The organism is Serratia sp. 2723 (assembly GCF_050434425.1).
Classification (GTDB): domain Bacteria; phylum Pseudomonadota; class Gammaproteobacteria; order Enterobacterales; family Enterobacteriaceae; genus Chania.
Window position 1 is genome coordinate 57,597 of the sequence record NZ_JBNDIN010000016.1, and the last position, 18,464, is coordinate 76,060.

At 56.6% G+C, this 18,464-nt stretch carries 15 protein-coding genes; 5 read left to right on the forward strand and 10 right to left on the reverse strand.

The window, feature by feature from the left end; translation table 11 throughout:
* Positions 1–26: 26 nt before the first annotated feature.
* From ABIE29_RS20250 to ABIE29_RS20260, 3 genes are all read right to left on the reverse strand, one after another.
* Entirely contained in the window at positions 27–1,481 is a 1,455-nt protein-coding gene (locus tag ABIE29_RS20250; protein ID WP_429620730.1) for an alpha/beta hydrolase, read from the reverse strand.
* Positions 1,482–1,628: 147 nt separating this feature from the next.
* Positions 1,629–2,096, reverse strand: a complete 468-nt coding sequence (locus ABIE29_RS20255) for a glycine zipper 2TM domain-containing protein (RefSeq protein WP_429620731.1) — start codon at positions 2,094–2,096, stop codon at positions 1,629–1,631.
* A gap of 289 nt (positions 2,097–2,385) precedes the next feature.
* Positions 2,386–2,838 carry a periplasmic heavy metal sensor gene (locus ABIE29_RS20260; protein ID WP_429620733.1) on the reverse strand — a complete coding sequence of 151 codons (453 nt, stop codon included), beginning with the start codon at positions 2,836–2,838 and terminating at the stop codon, positions 2,386–2,388.
* Positions 2,839–3,005: 167 nt separating this feature from the next.
* Here ABIE29_RS20260 and ABIE29_RS20265 point away from each other — a divergent pair, with 167 nt between their 5' ends.
* Genes ABIE29_RS20265 through ABIE29_RS20275 form a run of 3 tightly spaced genes read left to right on the forward strand, consistent with a single transcriptional unit; the run spans position 3,006 to position 6,268 of the window.
* Positions 3,006–3,179, forward strand: a complete 174-nt coding sequence (locus tag ABIE29_RS20265; RefSeq protein WP_429620735.1) for a hypothetical protein — start codon at positions 3,006–3,008, stop codon at positions 3,177–3,179.
* Positions 3,169–4,926 (forward strand): ATP-binding protein, encoded by a 1,758-nt coding sequence (locus ABIE29_RS20270; protein ID WP_429620737.1) that lies wholly within the window; start codon positions 3,169–3,171, stop codon positions 4,924–4,926. Before ABIE29_RS20265 ends, ABIE29_RS20270 begins: the two co-directional genes overlap by 11 nt.
* The gene (locus tag ABIE29_RS20275; protein WP_429620739.1) at positions 4,913–6,268 is read left to right on the forward strand and encodes a sigma 54-interacting transcriptional regulator; all 1,356 of its coding nucleotides are present in this window, start codon (positions 4,913–4,915) and stop codon (positions 6,266–6,268) included. The genes ABIE29_RS20270 and ABIE29_RS20275 overlap by 14 nt, the downstream gene beginning before the upstream one ends.
* Before the next feature lie 397 nt (positions 6,269–6,665).
* Here the strand turns inward: ABIE29_RS20275 and ABIE29_RS20280 are convergent, their stop codons facing one another.
* The 4 genes from ABIE29_RS20280 to ABIE29_RS20295 form a co-directional block, all read right to left on the reverse strand.
* Entirely contained in the window at positions 6,666–7,997 is a 1,332-nt protein-coding gene (locus ABIE29_RS20280) for a c-type cytochrome (RefSeq protein WP_429620741.1), read from the reverse strand.
* A gap of 6 nt (positions 7,998–8,003) precedes the next feature.
* Positions 8,004–10,274, reverse strand: a complete 2,271-nt coding sequence (locus ABIE29_RS20285) for a molybdopterin cofactor-binding domain-containing protein (protein ID WP_429620743.1) — start codon at positions 10,272–10,274, stop codon at positions 8,004–8,006.
* Positions 10,271–10,744 carry a (2Fe-2S)-binding protein gene (locus ABIE29_RS20290; RefSeq protein WP_429620745.1) on the reverse strand — a complete coding sequence of 158 codons (474 nt, stop codon included), beginning with the start codon at positions 10,742–10,744 and terminating at the stop codon, positions 10,271–10,273. Before ABIE29_RS20290 ends, ABIE29_RS20285 begins: the two co-directional genes overlap by 4 nt.
* 201 nt (positions 10,745–10,945) lie before the next feature.
* Positions 10,946–11,683, reverse strand: a complete 738-nt coding sequence (locus ABIE29_RS20295; protein WP_429620747.1) for a carbonic anhydrase — start codon at positions 11,681–11,683, stop codon at positions 10,946–10,948.
* 266 nt (positions 11,684–11,949) lie between these two features.
* On the opposite strand from ABIE29_RS20295, the gene mltB reads away from it, so the two are divergent.
* Together mltB and dinQ are read left to right on the forward strand one after the other, a co-directional pair.
* Positions 11,950–13,029 (forward strand): lytic murein transglycosylase B, encoded by a 1,080-nt coding sequence (gene mltB, locus ABIE29_RS20300; RefSeq protein WP_429620749.1) that lies wholly within the window; start codon positions 11,950–11,952, stop codon positions 13,027–13,029.
* Positions 13,030–13,401: 372 nt separating this feature from the next.
* Positions 13,402–13,485 (forward strand): damage-inducible type I toxin DinQ, encoded by an 84-nt coding sequence (gene dinQ / locus ABIE29_RS20305; protein ID WP_429620816.1) that lies wholly within the window; start codon positions 13,402–13,404, stop codon positions 13,483–13,485.
* Positions 13,486–13,542: 57 nt separating this feature from the next.
* Here the strand turns inward: dinQ and ABIE29_RS20310 are convergent, their stop codons facing one another.
* The 3 genes from ABIE29_RS20310 to ABIE29_RS20320 are packed head-to-tail and all read right to left on the reverse strand — an operon-like array spanning position 13,543 to position 18,264.
* The gene (locus ABIE29_RS20310; protein WP_429620751.1) at positions 13,543–14,712 is read right to left on the reverse strand and encodes an HlyD family type I secretion periplasmic adaptor subunit; all 1,170 of its coding nucleotides are present in this window, start codon (positions 14,710–14,712) and stop codon (positions 13,543–13,545) included.
* A 10-nt stretch (positions 14,713–14,722) separates the two neighbouring features.
* Complete coding sequence (locus ABIE29_RS20315) at positions 14,723–16,861, reverse strand: type I secretion system permease/ATPase (RefSeq protein ID WP_429620753.1); 2,139 nt, start codon at positions 16,859–16,861, stop codon at positions 14,723–14,725.
* Positions 16,862–16,887: 26 nt separating this feature from the next.
* Positions 16,888–18,264 (reverse strand): TolC family outer membrane protein, encoded by a 1,377-nt coding sequence (locus tag ABIE29_RS20320; protein WP_429620818.1) that lies wholly within the window; start codon positions 18,262–18,264, stop codon positions 16,888–16,890.
* Positions 18,265–18,464 lie beyond the last annotated feature (200 nt).

Below are 18,464 nucleotides of genomic sequence, written 5' to 3' on the forward strand. Positions count from 1 at the left end.
AGGGCACTGGCCGGGGTCAACCTACCTTATTTCTTTGGCACAGGGCCAATATTGTCATCTATGCGTTTAAGCAAATAAGGGAAGAACGGGTTGGAGGAGAGGCGCATCAGCGAATCCAGCCCGACCACCAGCACCGCCCGCTCGCCACGTGCGGCAAAGGTCCCCAGGCTGATGCCGTACTGATTGCGCGGTTCCGGGTAACGCCCGTACAGGGAATCACTCAGCGGGAACGGCAACGCCACGTGTGACAGCGAGAAGATATCCGGCAAATAGGTGATCCCGAGTAGATCGGTGGTCTCGGCCGTTTGCCCTGCGACGATGGTACGCGCCTCGGTATCGGTGGTTTCCGGTGTCACGTTGGTGACGATGGTGGCCGTATAGTTACGCGGTGCCGGTGGCAGCAGCCGCGGCAGCGCGGTATAGGATGAGCTTCTGAGTAACGGCCCAAACGCCACCGCCTGGTTTAAATCGAATAACACCACCTCACTGCCGTTGGCGGGCAGATGGTTATACAGGGCGGTGATCACCGCGCGGGTGCTGACGGTAGAATCCATTACCGATTGGAACGTCAAAATCGGTGGCAGCTCACCCATTTTGCCGTTGCGCGCATCGGCGGCAATCTGCTTTTGTAATGCCTGGGTTAGCTGGAAGGACTGGCGTGCCGCATTAACCGGGAACGAATTGTATTTGAACGGGTTAAACTCCGGCACAATCCCCAACCAGGCCGCCTTGGCAAACGCCGGGAAGATGGCAGGCCAACCGGCAATACCGGCAAAGCGGGCAAAGCTGGTGACGCCGATCATCGGTGAAATCAGCACCACACGTTGGGGTTTGGTCAGCCGAGGATCATCCAATGCATCGAGCGTATATTTCATCGCCAATGCGCCGCCGTTAGAAAAACCAACGATATGCAGTGGTACGTCGTCACCCGCCAGGCGTTTGGCTTCCCGTATTGCCAAACGGGTGGCGGCCATCCAATCCTGCCAGTCTACATCGGTCAGTGCTCCCGGTACGGTGCCGTGCGCCGGTAAACGAATACCGACCGCTACATAGCCATATTCGCGGTAATTATCCGCGATATGCCGCAGGCTGTAAGGGGTATCGGTCAAACCATGCAACAGCACGACAGCGCCTTTCGGTTTGCCGTCCGGCATCATGATGTAGGAGCGGTTCCAGTCGGTGAGGAATTTTTCCGGATAGATCGGGCTGCCGGCATAGTAACGGTTTAACGAGGTTTGCTGGCTGCTGTCCAGCTTGTCGGTCACATTCTGGCGGACTTCTTCGAAAATGGCGTCCTCGGCGGTCAGATAGTCTGCCCAACTGGCCTTATCGATCTTATCGGCGCGCATTTCATTGGGGACAAAGGTATGCCAAAGCTGTAGCGATGGCCCACGCTGGGTGTCATAAATCCTCGCCCCCAGCGCACCGATGATTAATACCACCAGCAGCAAGGCGATGCGTTTAATCCATTTGATCAACATCAGGTTCAACTCCGTTTTTTATTGTAATGGCCGAGCCGGAAAACTCGCTATTATCCCGTAAAGGGAGATCGTCCCTGAATTCGGTATCCCAGTAGTAAGGAGCCATGTTGCGGTCTGGCTCCTAAACCTTGAAGCAACCCGCTCCTTCTAGCGTGGTGATACGGTGGTGGTGCTGCCATTGGTCACCAGTGCGACGCGCTGCCCATTATGGAACTGGGTTGAGCCCTGTGCCTGAACGACCACGATATTCACGCCATCATCCCGGCGCACTTCCAGTTCCACCCCGGCGCTGCGGTTCATGGCGCTTTGGATACCTGAGCCAGCAGCTGCGCCCCCCACGGCACCCGCCGCCGTTGCCAGATTGCGCCCTGTGCCACCACCAACGGTATTACCCAGGAAGCCACCGACCACGGCCCCGCCGATGGCTCCGGCAGCGTTGGTGCCATCACCACCCTGAATGGTTACCGGGCGCACGGATACCAGCGTGCCATAAGTGACGAAGTTGGCCTGCCTGGCCTGCGCTGCAGTAAAGGTATCGCCGGAAGCGGTGCGATTAGCGTTACATCCACTGAGAACGGCGGCAGCAAGAGCGACAACAATAATGGTTTTATTCATGAGAAAACTCCAGGCAAGTTAAGTGCGCAAAGAGACAGTTGCTGTCTCATGCAAATAAGTATGGCAGGAACTTGATTTTATTCAGGTGATACGAAAAAAAATTATATTCGGACGTAAGAATAAAGATTAAGAATTTTAGCGTGTGGTTTTACGTTAATTTGATGAGAATCTTCTGGCTTTCGAGGATTGTTAATTATTTGCTAGGGGTAAATGAGTCGCGGGGGATTGCTGGGAGAAACCAGAATGGTTCTGGTATTCTCCCGATTTTATCTTGGAGCAAGGTTAGGGTTTAATGGCAGCCGCGTCCGCCGTTCATCCCCGCGCCGCTCATTCCGTGGCCCATCATCGGCACGCCGGCCTTGGCCAGATCGGTATCCAGCGCCACGCGTTGTTGGTAAAGGTTGTCACGCAAGGCGGTAATTTCTTTACTCACGGCCAAGACCTTCTGCTCATCCAAAGGCTTGCCGGTCAGCAGCGTCTGATATTCGTATTGTTTGGACATCAGTTGTTGGCGCAAATCGGCGGTTTTCAACTGGAACTCATCAAAGGCTTTCTGGCTGACGGCCTGCTGCTCTGGCGTCAGGTTCGCGCGGTTACCGTGCTGATAGCCCATCCCCTGATGATTTCCCTGCGCATTGGTCATGTTTGCGTGATGACCATTTTGCGCCAGCGCGGTAGTGCTAACACCGGCCAGCAGGGCAACGGAGATAATGGCGGCGAGGGTGGTTTTAGTTAGCGTCATGATTGATTTCCTTTTGTTTAGGGGTCATGGATCCCATTTCTTTATTTGCAATTGTCGTGTTGCAACCGTCGTGCCAGCTTCAGGCTGGCATGGGAATTGTATAGATCCAGGATCGCCGTGATGGCTTGGCTAGCTCAACCAACGGGCGCCCGCCAGGGAGCTTCAACATGCAGCGCGTTAAGTTTATGACAGTAATAAAAATAACTGACAGCGGAAGATGGCCGTTTGCTGGCCGCAAATCAGAGATTAAGTGGGTTATTTTTACTCGCGATGCTATTAGTATGGGTAATAATTACCCGCACGCTGGCGTGCCGGTGGCAGAGGAAGCCAATGGAATTTAAAACCAAATCGACGCTCTTACCCGCCTGGATAGCGATCGCTGCGGTCGCGTTACTGCTTGGTATTATTATTACGCTGGCCATCAAAGATCTGCAGCGTGGGCGTGAGGTGGAGATCCAAACGCTACGAGAAAAAAGCGCGGTGTTGATGAGCTCGTTTGAATCCGGTGCCCGTACCGGTATGGGCATGCGCTGGCGTCACGATCAGCGTCAAACCCTGTTGGAGGAGATGGCCTATCAGCCGAGCGTGCTGTACATCGCCATAACCGACCGTTCCGGCCGTGTCCTGGCGCACAGCGATCCGCAGCGCGTTGGTCAGTCGCTGTATAGCCCGCAACAGATGGCAGAGCTGAAGGCTTCCAGCGATGAACAGTGGCATATGACGACCTTTGATGAACAGCAGGCTTTCGAAGCCTACCGTTGGTTTAGGCCGCTCAAGCGCGGCAGCGGCCACTCCGGCCATATGATGAACCGATCGCGTATGCAAGAGGCAGCCGAGCTTCAGGATGATGAGCAGGCCGTCATTTTTGCGGCGTTTGACACCGTCGCGCTGGATGCCACCCAGGCAAAGGATATGCGCAACACCTCTATTTTGCTGTCCATCCTGCTGTTGTTGGCGTTAGCCAGTTTGTTGGCGCTGTTCTGGGGGCGGCGTTATCAACGTTCCAGCCAGCAGTTACAAGACTCAAAGGCTTTCTCCAGTGAAATTATCAGTAACCTGCCGATGGGGTTGATCACTACTAATGATCAACACCAGATCCGGGTGGTTAACCATGCGGCAGAAGTGATGCTGGGTTGTGATGCCGCCGAGCTGTTTGGCCAGCCCAGCCATCAGGCGCTGCCCACCGAATGGCAGCAACTGGCACAGAAAAGTAGCCACGGTCAGCCGATTATCGAACAGGATATTGACCATCGTCTGGCTGGTGGGCAGAGCCTGCCGTTGAGCATCAGCGTGGCGAATATTGTTAACCACAGCGGCCATTTTCTGGGGAACGTGTTTATCTTTCGCGATATGCGGGAAATTCGCCAACTGCAGGAGGAGGTTCGTCGCAAAGAAAAGCTGGCAGCCATCGGCGATTTAGCGGCCGGTGTGGCCCATGAGATCCGTAACCCGCTTTCCTCCATCAAGGGTTTTGCCAAGTATTTTGCCGACCGCTCGCCTGCGGGTAGCGAACAGCATGAACTGGCCAAGGTGATGGCGAAAGAGGTCGATCGTCTCAACCGGGTGATCACCGAGTTACTGGCGCTGGTGCGCCCTGCCGATCTGCGTTTGCAGCGGGTGGCGATGAACGAGGTGATCGAACATTCGCTGCACCTGATCCGTCAGGATGCAGAGCGTAACAATATCATCCTCCGTTCCCGCTGTGATGAAGCTTTGCCGCTGGTGGAGATCGACCCCGATCGCCTCACTCAGGTGTTGTTGAATCTGTATCTCAATGCCATCCAGGCGATTGGCTCGGATGGCGTACTCGAGGTTGAAGTTGAAGCGACCAAGGATCGGGAGATGCGCATTACCGTCAGCGACTCGGGTGCCGGTATCTCACCTGACGACCTTGGAAAAATCTTTAACCCTTACTTCACTACCAAGGCGACGGGCACCGGTCTGGGCTTGACCATGGTGCAGAAAGTGATCGAGGAGCATCAGGGGACAATCGCCGTCAGCAGCGGCCAACCAGCGGGCACCCGCTTTGCAATGGTGATCCCGCTCAGGCACAGTAATCAACAAGGAGAGGCTCATGCGGACGCCTAGTGCACATATTTTGCTGGTTGAGGACGATATCAGTCACTGCACCATACTCCAGGCGCTGATAAGCGGCTGGGGCTACCGGCTCAGCGTGGCGCATAACGGTCGCCAAGCGTTGGAACAGGTCAGGGCACAGCCGTTCGATCTGATCCTGAGCGACGTGCGGATGGCGGAAATGGATGGCATCGCGGCGCTGAAGGCCATCAAAAGCTATAATCCGGCGATCCCGATCCTGATCATGACCGCCTACTCCAACGTGGAGTCTGCCGTGGAAGCGATTAAGGCGGGGGCTTATGACTATCTGACCAAGCCTCTCGATTTTGATACGTTGCAGCTCACGCTGGCACGCGCGCTGGAGCACACCTCGTTAAAGAGTGAGAACCAGGATCTGAAGCAGCGCTTGCGGTTCGATCAGCAAAGTTTTATTGGCCGCAGTGAACCGATGCGCAAGCTGCTGGAAATGATCGCCATGATTGCCCCTTCCGAAGCGACGGTGTTGATCAGTGGCGAATCAGGTACCGGCAAGGAGTTGATAGCCCGGGCCGTGCACGCCAACAGCCTGCGCAAGGATCGGCCATTGGTGAGTATCAACTGCGCCGCCTTGAGCGAATCTCTGCTGGAGTCTGAGCTGTTCGGCCATGAAAAAGGGGCGTTTACCGGTGCCGATAAGCGCCGGGAAGGGCGCTTTATGGAGGCCGATCAGGGCACGCTGTTCCTGGACGAGATTGGTGAAGTATCGCCGTTGATGCAGGCAAAATTACTGCGGGCGATCCAGGAGCGGGAGATCCAGCGGGTGGGCAGTAATCAGACTCTGTCGGTGGATGTACGCCTGATCGCGGCGACTAACCGGGATCTGTTAGCGGACGTGGAGGCTGGCAGGTTCCGCCAGGATCTCTACTATCGGTTGAACGTGGTGACGGTGGACAGCCCGCCGCTGAGGGCGCGCAGCGAAGACATTCCCCTGTTGGCGATGCACTTTCTGGCCAAATTTGCCGAGCGTAACCGTAAGCCGGTCAAAGGATTTACCCCGCTGGCGATGGATATGCTGCTGAAATACCCTTGGCCGGGCAACGTGCGTGAGCTGGAAAACAGCGTTGAGCGCGGGGTGATCCTGCTGAGCGGGGACTTTATCAGTGAAAAAGAGCTGCCGCTGAGCATCAGCCAGTGCGTCGATGTGCAGCCGGATCGCCAATGTGGCCAACCGATCCAGCCGTTGGAGCAGGTAGAGAAGCAGGCGATTTTGGCGGCGCTGGAACAGACCGCCGGTAACAAGACCGAGGCGGCCAAACAGCTCGGCATTACCCGTAAAACGCTGTTGGCCAAGTTACAAAAGGCCCCCTCACCCTAACCCTCTCCCACAGGAAGAGGGGACCGATCGAGCTTGCTATACGTTACGGAAATCTACCTAACCACAACACTCTGGTTCCCTATCCTTTTTGGGCTAGGGAAGAGAAGGGGCAGCGATTGCCGGCTGATTATTGATTATCCAGACGATGTTACAGCTTGTCTCCCATACCTGAACACAACACCGTATCAGCTCCCTCTCCCTGTGGGAGAGGGGGGGCAGCGATTGCCGGCTGATTATTGATTATCCAGACGGTGTTACAGCTCGTCTCTCATACCTGAACACAACACCGTGTCAGCTCCCTCTCCCTGTGGGAGAGGGGTGGCAGCGATTGCCGGCTGATTATTGATTATCCAGACGGTGTTACAGCTCGTCTCTCATACCTGAACACAACACCGTATCAGCTCCCTCTCCCTGTGGGAGAGGGTTGGGGTGAGGGGGCCGTTTCCGCCCGTAATTCAGCGATCCGCTGTGGCAAATCAGGCCACGGTTTCTGATTGGCAAAGTCCTGCCGTAGATAGTGCAGCAGCGCAGCGATTTGCTCGTCGTTGAGGTTATTGCGGAACGCAGGCATATAGCCTAATTCGCCTTTGGCCGGATGCTGGATACCGGAAAGCACCACGCGGATGGCATTATCCGGGCTGTTGTTATACAGGTTGCTGTTCAGGGCCAGAGAAGGGCGCACGCCCTGCATCTGCGCGCCTTTCTCCTGAGAGTGACAAGCCATACAGGCACCGGAGAAAATCCGTGCTCCCTGCGAAGACAGCGGCTCAACCCTTTGCTCCGCCAGCCGGTTGATCTCAGCGGCCTTATCGGGCAGGCCCTCATCCTGAGGGTGGAAAGAATGCAGATAGGTGGCAATGGCCTGCAAATCCTCTGGTGGCAGCTGAGAAAGACCTTCCGCGATCACCGGTGCCATCGGCCCTGCTGCCACACCGTGTTTAGCGGAGTAGCCGGTTTGCATAAAGGCCAGCAGATCCTGCTGGCTCCAGGCCAGCGGTAACTGAGGGTTGGTGGTCAGGGACGGAGCGCTCCAGCCTTCTGCGACACCGCCGCTCAGATGTTCGCTGCCCCCTTGCTCCCCAAACAGGAAGTTACGCGGTGAATGGCAGGCGCTGCAATGGCCCAGCCCCTCCGTCAAATAGGCTCCCCTATTCCACGCTATACTCTGGCTGGCGTCTGGCTGCATGGCTCCGGGTGTCAGATAGAGCCAGTTCCAGGTCACAATTCCCTGACGGATATTGAACGGGAAATGTAATGAGGTTTTCGGCGGTTGGTAATGTACCGCTGGCTGCGTCATCAGGTAGGCGTACAGCGCCTGGAGATCCTCGTCGCTGGTGCGGGTAAATGCGGTATAGGGGAAAGCCGGGTAGAGGTAATTGCCCTGGCGATCGACCCCGTGACGCATGGCGCGTTCAAAGGCGGGATAGGACCATCCACCAATCCCCGTTTCCAGGTCGGGCGTAATGTTACTGGTATAGATGGTGCCGAACGGGATCTCCATCGCCAGCCCGCCGGTATTGCGTTCACCACCGGGACGGGTGTGGCAAACCGCGCAATCACCAAGGGCGGCCAACTGCTTGCCTTTCTCAATCTGCGCCTGGCTGAAGGTATGGGTATCCAGGCGATCGATTTGCACCATTTCTGGTTGCCAGGTGGCAATACCTCCCACGGCGACGATGATGGCAACGGCCAGCGCGCCCAGGCCAGCGATTTTCTTTATTTTGTGCATAATGTGTTACCCGTTTGCATGGCTGGAAGAGGTAGCTGTAGCTAAAGCCTTCAGGATCCGTTCCGGGGTGAAGGGTACTTCGCGCAGCCTGACGCCCAACGCATCAAATAACGCGTTGGCGATGGCGGCAGCGCTCGGTACGGAAGCGGATTCACCTGCTCCCATCGGCGGTTCATGCGGGTTATCCAATAGTTGGATATCCACCTCTGGCAGTTCGTCAAACCGCAGCAGGGGGTAACCCCCCCAATCCAATGAGGTCACTGCGCTGCTGTTAAAAGTGACAAACTCTTTCAGGACACGGCTGGCAGACTGGATAATGTTGCCGTGTACCTGATGACGTACCCCGGCCGGATTGACGATTTGCCCGCAGTCGTGGGCAACGTAGATCTTGTTCAGTTTGATCTGCCCGTTGCGGCGATTAACGCTAAGATCGCAGACCCAGGCCGCCCAGGCGGCACCAAATCCGGGGAATTTGCTGTGGAAGTAACGGGCATAGGCGAAACCTCGGCCATTGACTACTTCTTGATCCTCTGCCAAAGGCTGGCGGTGTGCTGGCCCATCCTGCCAGTTGGCCTGTTTTTTCAGCGCCTGGATCAACGTAATGGCGCGCGGATCGGTTAAATATTGCAGCCGGTAGGCGATCGGATCCTGCTTGGCGAGATAGGCCAATTCGTCGATCCAGCTTTCATGGGCAAAGACGTTCGGCAGTGCCGACACGCCACGCATCCAGGAAGCCCGCACGATGGGGGCCGCATCCTCCGCAATTATCCGCATATGTGGATATTGATATTGCGGTACGGTGGTACGATCACCCATCTGCTGAACGTCTGGCTGGTTGGCGACCTTGCCAGTTAATACCAGCGGCAGGGTGACGGCGTTGTTGGAGGGATAGCTGGTTCTCAACTCATAGGCGGCGACCCGATGATTGGCATCCAGCCCGCCACGTATGCGGATCAATTGCCCGCTGCCTTTTGGCTCCCAGCCTGCTTCCTGCTCGCGCATCAACTGCACCCGCACCGGCTTGCCGGTAGCCTGTGACAGTAAGGCCGCATCTGCCGAAACGTCATCGGCACAGTTACGGCCATAGCAGCCAGAAGCTTCCATGCGGTTGATATGTACCTGCTCCGGCTCACGCTCAAGCAATTTGGCAATGTCTTTGCGCAGGTCGTGGGGATTTTGTGTACCAGACCAGATTTCCGCCTGATGCGCGTTTACCTCGGCCACGGCACAGGAAGGGCCGATAGAGGCATGCAGGTGATAAGGCCAGACGTAATCGACATTGACCTGCGTTGTGACGGCGGCAAGGGCGCTGGTGGTATCCGGATCGTCGCGCAGAATTCGCTCGGCTTTCGGCATGGCTTCCAGCGTAGCGTGCAGCTTATCCAAAGACAGATCCGGTAACCCGGCCCAGGGCTGCCATTGCACCTTTAGCTGGCGCATGGCGTCGATCGCCTGCTCCTCACGCTCGGCCACGATGCCGATAAAATCATTGATGACCACCAGTTTGACAATGCCGGGTAGGTGGGCGATAGAGTCCCGATCGACGGAGATCAGTGCTTTTCCCAATGGCGAGCTGCTGTCTGCTCCGGCATAAGGCGGGCGTACGACCCGGCCATGCAACATGCCAGGCAGGCGCATATCGTGCACATAGGTCAGTTGGCCGCGAACCTTGGCCGGAATATCGACGCGCGCCACCGGTTTGCCCACATACTGGCCGCTTTGCGGGCTTTTGAGCACCACTTTGCTGTCCAGCGGTAGATGCAGATCCTGCCCACGCGCCAGTTCGGCGTAGCTCAGGCGGACTGAGGGCGCATCTGGGGCAAACACGAAGCCATCGGCGGTTGTCAGCTGTGCGGCCGGGCGCTTGAAGGCAATAGCTGCCAGTTCCACCAGCAATTGCCGCACCTGCGCTGCAGCCTGACGCAAGGGAACCGAGGTTACCTGAATGGTGGCGCTGGCGATGGTTGGGCCTTGATCGGGCGTGCGATTGGTATCGCCCAGGATCAGAGTGACATCATCGAAAGCCACGTCCAGTTCATCGGCGACAATCTGTGCCAGTGAGGTGCGTATGCCGGTGCCGAGATCGACGTGGCCGTTAAACGCGGTCACTTTGCCGTCGGCACTGAGGGCAATAAAGCTGCTGATACGATCCAGGGGGATCGCTTTGCCTGCGGTGGCAGGGCTGCCCGCCAGCGCGTTGAAGGGTAACAGGCTGCTGACCATCACTACGCCACCCGCCTGCAGCAGGCGACGACGGGTTATTTGCATCTCCATCATTGGGCACCGCGCTCGGCCAGTAGCCGCTTGGCCTGTTGCGCCGCAGCCAGAATTTCCAGATGGGTACCGCAACGGCACAGGTTGAAGGCTAATTCGTTTTTGATCTGTTGCTCGCTGGCTTGGGGATCGCGTTCGAACAGTGCCACCAGCGTCATAATCATGCCGTTGGTGCAGTAGCCACACTGCGCGGCCTGTTCATCGATAAAGCCCTGTTGCACCGGGTGTAAATGGCCTTCCTGACTTAACCCTTCCAGCGTGGTGATCGCTTTCCCTTGGGCAGCAGACAGCGGGGTGGAACAAGAGCGGGTTGCAACGCCGTCAATCAGCACGGTACAGGCACCGCATTCACCCAGGCCACAGCCATATTTGGGGCCGTTGAGTTGCAGATCGTTGCGTAGGACATACAGCAGGGGAGTCTCTGGTGTGATATTGCTCAGTGCGACCAAACGGCCATTAATATTAATTTCCATGTAAAACCCTATCCTTGGTGAGTTTAATTTTTTGTGAATTCTATGTTGATTGCTGGAAGGGTGTTTGATCAAAAGAGGGATTTTTAATTATTAGCATAATAATTATTTAAATGCTGTGTGATGTAATGCATTGATACTCAAGAAGAGTTATAAGAAGCGGCGAACCAATGCCCACCGCTGTTGTGAAGGGACACCTAGGAATCAAGCGAGAAACTCGACCTTGCCGCCATCCAGATAGTACATGCTACCTACAATCTTGATTTTTCCTTCCTCTTCCAGCTTTTTCAGCACCGGGCTGTTTTTGCGGATATCGGCGATGGTCATCTCGACGTTGGTTTTGGCGACGGCATCGACAAACTCATAGTTGCTACCGCTGCGTTCGCCTTTAAATTCGGTCTTGTCGATGGCCGGTTTGATCTTGTTGAGCAGCCCGGTCAGGTTCCCCAGCTCGACATTCTCGATGGCCCCTCTTATTGCACCGCAGGCGGTATGCCCCATCACCAGGACCACTTTGGCTCCGGCAGCAGCGCAGGCAAACTCCATGCTGCCCAGAATGTCGTCATTCTGAATATTACCGGCAACGCGCGCGTTAAAGGTTTCGCCGATGCCGACGTCCAGCAGGATCTCCGCCGGGGCGCGTGAGTCAATACAGCTTAAAATGACCGCCGCCGGGAACTGCCCCTGAGCGCTGGCCCGCTTCTGGGCAACATAGTCATGCTGTTGCATTTTGCCTTCACGAAAGCGCATATTGCCTTGTTTAAAGCTTTCGATGATGTCGTCTGGCGTCATTTTGTCGCGCTGTTCTTTGGTCATCGCGGCGGCAAAGGTTACAGAAGGCGCAGTGAAACCGGCAATGCCGGTCATGGCTAATACTGAAAGGGCTGCGGTACGTTTTAGCAGGGCACGGCGTGGCGGTTCCTGATCGCGGAGCTTACTCATATACGTTATTCCTTGTGTGCTGTTTGGAGAGAAAACACGTTGATTGCGTCAGTTTCCAGGGGCAATGAAACAATCTGGCGTAGTAGCGTTGAACGGGTGTCGCCTGGATAAAGGTAAGTACTACTAAGTGTATATGTGACCTTGTTTTTCAGCCGGATATTTTATGAACAAAATGAGGGTGCCGGAGAACATATTCCTGTTTGTTCGCGTTAGACAATGGCTTAACATAGCGACAACTTATTTTGCCTGGCCTATATGGATATCCGATGCGTCATCTGGTTACGCTTTTACCCCTGCTCCCTTTGCTGGCTGCCTGTAGCAGCGAGCCTAAACCTACCGAGCAACTGGCTCCTCCAGAAAGCCTGGTGCAGAGTGGCTTTATGCTTGAACCGGAGCATGCCATTCATCCTCTGGGCGGTGACTTTGCCGACAATCCGGCAACGGCGCGCTTTATCAACAAGATGGTGCAGGAGCACGGTTTTGAGCGCCAGCAACTGCATGACGTGCTAGCCCAGGCCAAACAGCTGGATTGGGTGGTGGCTCTGATGGATAAGCAAGCACCTGCTGGTAAGCCTGCGACCTCGCCAAACGGCGCCTGGATCCGCTATCGCAACAAGTTCCTGACGCCGGACAACGTACAGAACGGGGTGGTGTTCTGGAATAAATATGAAGCGGAGCTCCAGCGCGCCTCGCAGGTTTACGGCGTACCGCCAGAAATTATTGTCGGCATTATCGGGGTGGAAACCCGTTGGGGCCGGGTGATGGGCAAAACGCGTATCATCGATGCGCTGGCGACGCTGTCGTTTAACTACCCGCGCCGCGCCGACTACTTTAGCGGCGAACTGGAGACCTTCCTGCTGATGGCACGCACAGAAGGTGACGATCCGCTTTCCCTGCGCGGCTCCTACGCCGGTGCGATGGGGTATGGCCAGTTTATGCCTTCATCGTTCAAGAGCTATGCGGTTGACTTCAACGGCGACGGGCATATCAACCTGTGGGATCCGGTGGATGCCATCGGCAGCGTGGCCAACTACTTCAAAGCCCATGGCTGGACGCGTGGGGCAACGGTGGCGGTGCCGGCTAATGGTCAGGCTCCCGGTTTAGAGACCGGTTTTAAAACCAACTATTCGGTCGCTACGCTGGCTGCTGCCGGGTTGACGCCACAAGGCTCGTTGGAAGGTAATCAGCAGGTCAGCCTGCTGCGCCTGGATATGGGTAACCGCTATCAATATTGGTACGGCCTGCCGAACTTCTACGCCATCACCCGCTATAACCACAGCGTGCATTATTCGATGGCGGTATGGCAGTTGGGTGAAGCGGTGGGCAGGGCGCGGCGCGGGCAGTGAGTTTTTCTGATTTTTGAGCGAGTTTCAGGCGTAAAAAAACCCGATGGTGAATCGGGTTTTTTTACTTTCCGGCCTGAGTTGGTGGCTCTAACCAGAGTGAAACAGCCAATATCTAACTCGATCAGTATACGCAGGATTTGATTGATTTTCAAACTACCGCGTAGCGGATATAATCATAGGGTTAGCTCTGTTTGCTGTTGAACTCTGGTATGCGAGGGAACGTATTCAAGTCCTGGCTAGAGTTACGGGTGGTGCCGGTTCTGGTGCTCTAGCCGGAGTGAAGCAGCCAATATCTAACAATGAAGGGCAACTCCTATAACAGGCAATGTAAGGGCAAGTAGGGGGCTCTCACTCCTTTTTAAGGAGTAACGGATGAAAACTTTCATTGATAAAGTTCTCATCGTTCTGAAAGCGCTGGTTGCGCTGTTGGAACTGATCCGCAGACTCATCGACTGATGAAGGTGGAAACGTAAATAAGGCCAGGGAGGCTAACCACTCTCTGGCCTTTAATAATTACCGTTCCCGCAGTGACTCCTTCACCTTGTTCAGTGGTTTTATCAGGTAATCCAGCACGCTTTTCTGCCCGGTCTTGATCTCCACGCTGGCCACCATCCCCGGCACAATAGGGAACTTCTTACCCGCCTTATTCATCAGCTCCGCCTGCTTGGTGCGTACGTAAACCCGATAGTAATACTGGTCACGTTTGACCTCGTCCTGAATGGTATCCGGGGAAACGTTCTCCACCTCGCCATTCAGGTTGCCGTAGATCGAAGAGTCGTAGGCGGTTACCTTGACGGTGGCGGGCAGACCTGGGCGGATATAGGCGATATCCCGGGGGTTGATGCGGGTTTCGATCAGCAACTGATCTTCCAACGGCACGATCTCCATCAGCTTGCCGCCCGGCTGCAACACGCCGCCCACGGTGGTCACCTGAATGTCCTTTACGATCCCACGCACAGGTGAAACCATGGTGGCGCGTTCCAACTGATCTTCCTTACCGTTAACCAGTTCCAGCTGGGCGTCCAGATCGGCGTTGTTTTTTACCTGTTCCTCACGCGCACGCACGGCATACTGGTTAATTGCCTCGTCAATCTTACCTCGCAGTTCACTGACCTGCCGACGCAGGCGGATCACTTCAACCTGACCGGCAGCCCCTTTGGCGACTAGCGGTTCGGTCATGCGTAACTCCTGCTGGACCAACTGCATCGACTGTTGCAGGTTGCTGACGGTCTCATCGCGGTTGCGCTTGCGGGACTCATACAACTGGCGTTCACGGGCCACCAGACTTGGCTCCTTCAAAGTATCGGCGCTGAACTGAAGTGGTTCGCCGGTCAGCTCGGAACGCAGGCGTTCGGCGGAGGCGCGCAGGGTGCGCACGCGGGAAAAGGCTTCGCCATAGTTGGACTGAAAGCGTTTCACATCCAACTGCGCCAGTTTCTGGCCTTTGTTGACGATGTCCCCTTCGTGCACATACAGGTGATCGATAATCCCACCGTCCAGGCTCTCAATCAGCTGGGCCCGGCTTAAGGGCGTGACCTTGCCGGTGCCGACGGTGACCTCATCGAGCAGGGCAAAATAGGCCCAAACCACAAACAGGATCATCCCCAACAGCGTCAACCAAAGTACCGAGGAATGCCGCCGCCCCTGGCGTGCCAGATCGTCTTGCATGGTGATATTGCTCATTGCTTGCTCCTCATGCTACGCCCTGTTCTTTATTGATCGGCTTATTGGCTGCCTGCAGGATCTGATCCCGTGGCCCATCGGCCACCACGCGGCCGTTATCCAGCACCACGATGCGATCCACCAGCTTCAACAGCGCTGGCCGATGGGTGACCAGCACCAGCGTGCGGCCACTGAGCCAGCCGTGCATCTGGCGGATCACATACTCTTCCAGCTGTTCATCCATGGAGGCGGTGGGTTCATCCAGCAGCACGATTTGCGGGTTGCGCAGGATCATACGGCTCAGCAACACCATCTGGCGCTGGCCGCCGGACAGGCCGCGGCCACCTTCATGAATAATGCGATCCAGGCTGGCGGCGTCCTGTTGTACCAGGCTCAGTGCTCCTGAAATACGCAGCGCCTGGAGCATTTCCGATTCGGTGGCGTGAGGATGGCCGAGCATCAGGTTCTGGCGCAGGCTGCCGAAAAACAGCCGCGACTCCTGCGAGAGAAAGCCCAGTTGGCGGCGCACATCACTGGGATCGATATGGCTGATATCGACTCCGTCGATGATCACCTTGCCCCGGGTGGCGCTAGCCTGACCAGAAAGCAGCTTCAGCAGCGTCGATTTCCCCGCGCCGACCTTACCGAGGATCGCCACCCGTTCTCCGGGTTTGATCTCCAGATTATTGACGGTGATCGAGTTTTCCCCTTTCTCCACGTCGTAGCTGTATTGCAGATTACGCAGCTGGAAATGGCCGCTGAGCACCGGGCAGTGGGCCATTTTGCCCTCTTCCGGCTTATCGAGCGGCTTTTTCAACAGATCGTCAAGGCCGGTCATGGCGGTTTTGGCGTGCTGCCAGCGTGAGAACACCATGGTCAACTGCATCAGCGGGGCGATGGTGCGTGAGGAAAGCAGGCTACAGGCCACCATGGTACCGGTGGTGATATCGCCGTTGAGTACCAGATAGCTGCCAAACACCAGCATCCCGGCATAGGTCAGTTGCTGTACCGTTGAGGCCCAACCGCTGAGCCGCGCCCCCCACAGCCGCTGCTGCATACCGATGTTGGCACTGACCGCGTGGGTCTGCTCCCATTGGCGCTGGAAGTAAGGCTCGGCTTGGAGTGCCTTGATATCCTCGACCCCTTCGATCGACTCAACCAGCACCGCGTTGCGCAATGCGCTTTCCCGCATGCCTTCCTTCGCCAGCTTGGCCATCGGCCATTGCAGCAAGATACCGGGAATGACGATCAGCGGGATCGCCAGCATCGGGATAAACACCAACGGACCACCGACCAGCGCCATAATGCCGAGGAACAGCAGCACGAACGGCATATCCGCCGCCGCACCCACGGTGGTGGAGGTCAGCAATTCCCGTACCTGATCGATCTCCCGCAGTTGCGAGATAAACGAGCCGGTCGATTTTGGCCGCGCTTCGTTTTTGATCGCCAGGGCGCGGGCAAACAGCATACCGGAGATCTTCAGGTCGATTTTCTTGCCCATCAGATCGGAGATCACGGTACGCGACAGGCGGATGGCATACTCCAGCGCTGCCGCGATCAGCACCCCGAAGAACAGCACCCACAGGGTGGAGTAAGACTGGGCCGGGATCACCCGGTCATACACCTGCATCGAAAACAGAATACCGGCGAGAGCCAGCACGTTGCTGATGATCGATGCCAGCGAGATCTCGCCAATCTGTCGTTTGGCCCCACGAAAATGTTGCCAGAACCAGTGTTTGCGGTAGGGCTGCACGAAGTCGTCGATACGCGCATCCTGCCCGCGCTCCGCCGCTCCCAGCAGCACAATGCTGCCTTGCCCTTTCAGCAGCAATTCCACCAGCTCGGCCTCTCGTTGCACGTCGCCGCTGTCGTTGAGCCAGTACAGCGCCTTGCCCTCGCTGTCGAGGGATTCGATCACCATCAGGCCGCCGTCGTCGATCTCGATCAGCGCGGGCAGGATCTCGTTACGCCAGCGAACCTTCTCCCGTGGTTGCAAGCTGACGCTAAGCCCCATCAGGTGGCCCAGGCGTTCCAGGCGACGGGAGGCTGGCAGTTGTTCATACCAGCGCATCTGCTGGCGGACGGATTTGATATCGACAGCCAGACCGTAGCCGTTGGCCGCCCGGGCCATGGCTGCGATCCAGGCTTCGAGTGAAGCAGGTTGTGACATAAGCGCTCCTGGCAAAATCATTCAGACTACAGCGACGGTAAGTCGTCGCCACTGGCTCGTTGGCGCTCGATACCCAACATATCCAATAAGTTGTCGACCGCGGAGGCGTAACGCACCGCCGCGTCCCAGCCGTCGTACAGGGCGATGACGCGCGAGCTTTCCGCCTGCAGCACATCTTGTTCCACGCTGAGCAGGTCGTTCAGGCTGCGCTTGCTGAGTTTGTACTCGTCCTGGTAGACGCTGCGGGTGTAGTCCGCGCTGCTCAGCTGTTGCGATCCGGCCAGTTCTCGCTGCTGTGCCCCGATCAAATCGGCATAGGCCGTGGAGGCTTTCTGGTTCATATCCAGCTTGGCGGCTTCGACCTGAGCCTGTGCTGCCTGGCGAGCGCCTTCAGCGGCATCGACCTTGGCATTGACCGCGCCGCCCTGATAGATCGGTGCCTGCACTACGAGTTGTAGCTGATCGTTCCAATAGGATTGGGCATCGTTGCCATCGCTCTCATAGCGGGTGCGGCCTGCCTGAACCGAGATGGTAGGCCAGTGCTGGGCCTCGGCCTGGCGAATGCGCTGGGTCGCGGCCTCCTGCTTGGCCTGGGCGCTGAGCACCGCATTGCTTTTTTGATAGGGCAGCGACTTGAGGGTGATTTTCTGTTGCAGCAGTTGCTGTGGAAGGTCCGGCAGTTTATCCGGCACGATGCCGGTCAGTACGGTAAGTTGTGCCAGGGCCGAACGGTGCTGGGCACGATACTGTTCCAGCGTGGCATTCATCCCGGCGATGCGGGTTTGTGCCTGCAGCACGTCGGATTGCGAACTGAGGCCGGCATTGGCCCGCAGCTCGGCAATTTCCTTGACCCGGTTCAGTGACACCAGATTGCGCTCCGCCGCACTGCCCAAGTCCTGATAGCGTTTAACTTGCAGGTAAGCCTGCAGCGTTTGCTGACCCACCTCGGTCATGGTTTGGTACAGCGTGAAGCGATAGGCATCGGAGAGGTTATGTTGTTCCTCAATGCTGCCGCTGGTTTTACCGAAGTCATACAGCAACTGGTTCAGGGTCACGCCCGCCGAGGCGGAGTTGTTCAAGGTGCCGGAGGAGTCGGTCTGGCTGGATTTGCCAAAATTGCTGTTGAGGGCAATTTGCGGGAACCAGGCGCTTTGCGCCAGCGCCAGATCGGCTTTACCCACGTTAATCTGTGCCGAAGCCTGAGCGATCTGCGGGTTACGAGCAAAGGCTCGCAGGATCGCATCCTGTAAAGTGAGCGTCATCACCGAACGCTCTGTCGGGGCGGCTTGCCAGTTAAATTCGACCTGCGGCGCGGCGAGAGTCTGACCTGTCAGCCCGCCTAATCCGCCCAAAAACAGTCCGATTGTGGCTGCACGCCGTAACGTGAGCCGATATCCATCCATGTCATAAATTTGTTTTTTCATTATCGCTACCACGTCTATACCGATAACCGCGCCGGGTTGCCCTGGTTGCCGTTTCGGCTTTGTTATTGTGACGATCGTTAATTTCGGCGGCCCGTCTTCCAAACGGGACCGCCGCACTGCCTTGGCCTGAACTCTGTCATTCCCATGCCACTGGCTCGCTGCGTACGAGCCAGTGGCTG

Bases quoted from the DNA above. Each gene is read 5' to 3' on its own strand.
- ABIE29_RS20250 (WP_429620730.1), bottom strand. From the start codon at position 1,481: ATGTTGATCAAATGGATTAAACGCATCGCCTTGCTGCTGGTGGTATTA.
- ABIE29_RS20255 (WP_429620731.1), bottom strand. From the start codon at position 2,096: ATGAATAAAACCATTATTGTTGTCGCTCTTGCTGCCGCCGTTCTCAGT.
- ABIE29_RS20260 (WP_429620733.1), bottom strand. From the start codon at position 2,838: ATGACGCTAACTAAAACCACCCTCGCCGCCATTATCTCCGTTGCCCTG.
- ABIE29_RS20265 (WP_429620735.1), top strand. From the start codon at position 3,006: ATGCAGCGCGTTAAGTTTATGACAGTAATAAAAATAACTGACAGCGGA.
- ABIE29_RS20270 (WP_429620737.1), top strand. From the start codon at position 3,169: ATGGAATTTAAAACCAAATCGACGCTCTTACCCGCCTGGATAGCGATC.
- ABIE29_RS20275 (WP_429620739.1), top strand. From the start codon at position 4,913: ATGCGGACGCCTAGTGCACATATTTTGCTGGTTGAGGACGATATCAGT.
- ABIE29_RS20280 (WP_429620741.1), bottom strand. From the start codon at position 7,997: ATGCACAAAATAAAGAAAATCGCTGGCCTGGGCGCGCTGGCCGTTGCC.
- ABIE29_RS20285 (WP_429620743.1), bottom strand. From the start codon at position 10,274: ATGATGGAGATGCAAATAACCCGTCGTCGCCTGCTGCAGGCGGGTGGC.
- ABIE29_RS20290 (WP_429620745.1), bottom strand. From the start codon at position 10,744: ATGGAAATTAATATTAATGGCCGTTTGGTCGCACTGAGCAATATCACA.
- ABIE29_RS20295 (WP_429620747.1), bottom strand. From the start codon at position 11,683: ATGAGTAAGCTCCGCGATCAGGAACCGCCACGCCGTGCCCTGCTAAAA.
- mltB (WP_429620749.1), top strand. From the start codon at position 11,950: ATGCGTCATCTGGTTACGCTTTTACCCCTGCTCCCTTTGCTGGCTGCC.
- dinQ (WP_429620816.1), top strand. From the start codon at position 13,402: ATGAAAACTTTCATTGATAAAGTTCTCATCGTTCTGAAAGCGCTGGTT.
- ABIE29_RS20310 (WP_429620751.1), bottom strand. From the start codon at position 14,712: ATGAGCAATATCACCATGCAAGACGATCTGGCACGCCAGGGGCGGCGG.
- ABIE29_RS20315 (WP_429620753.1), bottom strand. From the start codon at position 16,861: ATGTCACAACCTGCTTCACTCGAAGCCTGGATCGCAGCCATGGCCCGG.
- ABIE29_RS20320 (WP_429620818.1), bottom strand. From the start codon at position 18,264: ATGGATGGATATCGGCTCACGTTACGGCGTGCAGCCACAATCGGACTG.